Here is a 2,940-nt window from a genome sequence, read left to right as displayed (position 1 = left end):
CGGTTGGTCTGAAGCAGGGGCGAGCCGTCGCGGCTCTTCAGCGGCAGGCCGCAGGTGAAGGGGCCGTAGCCGGCGGCATCGAGGTCCTTGCCGGTCCAAACCCCCAGCACGCCCGGCAACGCCTTGGCGGCGTCAATGCCGAGACCGCGGATGATGCCATGGGCGTGGGTGGAACGGACGACCACGGCATAGGCTTGGCCGGGCAGGTTGAAATCGTCGGTATAGCGACCCTTGCCGCGCACCAGCGTGTCGTCCTCCTTGCGGCGGACGGGCTGCCCGACGCCATATTTTTGCAGTGCAATAGCGTTTTCGAGGGTGGACGATTTGGTGTGTTCTTGCATGGAATTGACCTGAAAAGCCGGCATTTGCGCATTTTCGCGGCAGCGGGGGACCGGACCCCACTGAGATAACCCACCACCCTGTTCACGACAACGCACGAATGGGCATGGTCCCATGTGATGCGTTGTTGCGCATACCCGCCGCGCTGCTAATGTTTCAGGCGAAAAAGCAATTCCAGACCGGCCCGACCGGCCGCGGAAAGACAGTTTGTATGAATGACCACACGCGGCTCCGCGACGCCCGCCGGTGGTTCCGGCTGGGCTTCCTTGCTAGTCTCGGCAGCTCCCGCTTCGCCGGCGGGCTGAGGTCGAAGGCACGGATGACTGAATCGAAACGGAAGACTGGACACTCGGCGCGTGCTGCTCCCGCAAAGGGCGGCGCAATGCGTGAGGCCGATTACACGGCGCTTGCCCAATTCCGCCGCCAGTTGCGAACCTTCCTTGCTTTCAGCGAAGCCGCGGCCCAGAACGCCGGGTTGACGCCGCAGCAGCACCAGGCGTTGCTGGCGATCAAGGGATTGGCAGGCCCCGACGGCGCCAGCGTCGGCGACATCGCCGGCTTCCTCCTGATCCGGCACCATACGGCGGTGGAGCTGGTGGATCGCATGGCGAAACTGAAGCTGATCGGCCGGGAAGCCGATCCCGAGGACGCAAGGCGTGTTCTCGTCAAGCTGACGGCCAAGGGCGAGCAGAAGCTGCGGTCGCTGTCGCGCATTCATCTGGACGAGCTGAGTGCCGCCGCTCCCGCCTTGGCCAAGCTCCTGCGATCGTTCCGGGCCAAGGCACGCTGAATAAGCCGCGCCAAATGAGGCGCGCTGAACAAGACACGCTGAAGCGCGGATTCAGGCCGCTGCGCCTTGTGCGGCGAGTTGCGCGGCCTGGTGCTCGGTGGTCAGCGCGTCGGTCAGCTCGCCCAGCGCTTCGCCCGCGATCACCTGCGGCAGCTTGTAGAGCGTCAGATTGATGCGGTGGTCGGTGACGCGCCCTTGCGGAAAATTATAGGTGCGGATGCGCTCAGAGCGGTCGCCGGAGCCGACCTTCTCCTTGCGCTCGGCCGAGCGCGCGGCGTCGACACGCTGGCGCTCGGCGTCGTAGATGCGCGAGCGCAGGATGTTCATGGCGGAGGCACGGTTCTTGTGCTGCGAACGGCTGTCCTGCATCATCACCACGATGCCGGTCGGAATGTGGGTGATGCGGATCGCCGATTCGGTCTTGTTGACGTGCTGGCCGCCGGCTCCTTGCGCGCGCATGGTCTCGATGCGCAGATCGTCGTTCTTGATGTCGACGTCGACATCCTCGACCTCCGGCAGCACGGCGACTGTCGCGGCCGAAGTGTGGATGCGCCCCTGCGTCTCAGTGTCGGGCACGCGCTGCACGCGATGCACGCCGGATTCGAACTTCAGCTTGGAGAACGCGCCGCGCCCCTGCACCTCCGCGATGATTTCCTTGTAGCCGCCGACGGTGCCTTCGCTGGCCGAGATCACCTCGACCTTCCAGCCCTGCAAGGCAGCGAAGCGCTCGTACATCCGGAATAGGTCGCCGGCAAACAGCGAGGCCTCGTCGCCGCCGGTGCCGGCGCGAATTTCCAGCACCACGTTGCGATCGTCCATGGCGTCCTTGGGCAGCAGCGCAACGCGGATCTTCTGGACCAGCTCCTCGATTTTCGGTGCGAGCTCGTCGCGTTCGGCTTCCGCCATGCCGCGCATCTCGGCATCGGTCGCGGGATCGGCGATCAGCGCCTCGGTGTCGGCGAGTTCTTTGACGGCAGCCCGGTAAGCCTTCACCGCTTCGATCAGCGGCGTGATCTCGGCGAGCTCGCGCGTGATCTGCACGTAGCGTTCGGAGGCGAGCTGCCCCAGCGATTCGGCTTCGAGCGAGGCGTGATGCGCGAGCAGGACGTCCAGTTTGGCTTCGGGGAGTGACGACATCGGTTCAGTCTCAAATGGCGGAAGGAGGCGAGGCGGCAGGGAGCGGGACAGGCCCGCTACAATGCCAGGCCTTCGGCCTCGGCAAATTCCGTCAGTTTCTGCCGGATCGAGACGCTGCCCGACGGCGCGTCCAGGAGCGGGCCGAGCATGGCTTCGGCCTTCTTGGCATCGAGATCGATCACCATCGCCTTGACCGGACCGAGCGCGGTTGCCGACAGCGACAGCGAGCGGTAGCCCAGCGCAATCAGGGCCAGCGCGCCGATCGGCTTGGATGCCATCTCGCCGCAGAGCGAGAGCGACTTCTTTGCCGCATGCGATTTGAGCGCGATCTCGCGCAGCGCGCGCAGGATCGGCGCTGACATGGTGTCGAAACGCTCGGAGACTTTTGCGTTGCCGCGGTCGACCGCGAACAGGAACTGGAACAGATCGTTGGAGCCGACCGAGATGAAGTCGACCTTCCGCAGCAGCTCGTCGAGTTGATAGAGCAGGGCCGGGACCTCGACCATGGTGCCGATGTCGATTCGTTCAGGCAGCGTATGGCCGTGCTGACGCAAGTAAGTGAGCTCGCGCTCGACCAGGGCCTTCGCCGAATCGAATTCGGCGACCTCCGAGATCATCGGAAACATGATGCGCAGCGCGCGGCCGCCGCCGGCGCGCAGCAGCGCGCGGATCTG

At 65.1% G+C, this 2,940-nt stretch carries 3 protein-coding genes and 1 pseudogene; 1 reads left to right on the top strand and 3 read right to left on the bottom strand.

Annotation, left to right across the window (positions count from 1 at the left end):
* A pseudogene (locus MOV75_RS32950) lies at positions 1 to 341 on the bottom strand (xanthine dehydrogenase family protein molybdopterin-binding subunit); the annotation flags it as partial.
* Between the two features lie 317 nt (positions 342 to 658).
* On the opposite strand from MOV75_RS32950, the gene MOV75_RS32945 reads away from it, so the two are divergent.
* Positions 659 to 1,129 carry a MarR family winged helix-turn-helix transcriptional regulator gene (locus MOV75_RS32945; protein ID WP_246931735.1) on the top strand — a complete coding sequence of 157 codons (471 nt, stop codon included), beginning with the start codon at positions 659 to 661 and terminating at the stop codon, positions 1,127 to 1,129.
* Between the two features lie 51 nt (positions 1,130 to 1,180).
* On the opposite strand, the gene prfA is transcribed toward MOV75_RS32945, so the two are convergent.
* A complete protein-coding gene (gene prfA / locus MOV75_RS32940) occupies positions 1,181 to 2,266 on the bottom strand; it encodes a peptide chain release factor 1 (RefSeq protein ID WP_091966068.1) in 1,086 nt (361 codons plus the stop codon).
* Positions 2,267 to 2,322: 56 nt separating this feature from the next.
* A partial coding sequence (locus MOV75_RS32935; protein WP_309486987.1) for a putative PEP-binding protein occupies positions 2,323 to 2,940 on the bottom strand: 618 nt, incomplete at its 5' end.

The organism is Bradyrhizobium sp. PRIMUS42, assembly GCF_023006515.1.
In the GTDB taxonomy this organism is placed as follows: Bacteria; Pseudomonadota; Alphaproteobacteria; order Rhizobiales; family Xanthobacteraceae; genus Bradyrhizobium.
This window is presented reverse-complemented; position numbering and strand designations above follow the sequence as displayed.

Excerpts from the sequence above, each read along its gene's own strand:
- MOV75_RS32945 (WP_246931735.1), top strand. The coding sequence starts at position 659 with ATGACTGAATCGAAACGGAAGACTGGACACTCGGCGCGTGCTGCTCCC.
- prfA (WP_091966068.1), bottom strand. The coding sequence starts at position 2,266 with ATGTCGTCACTCCCCGAAGCCAAACTGGACGTCCTGCTCGCGCATCAC.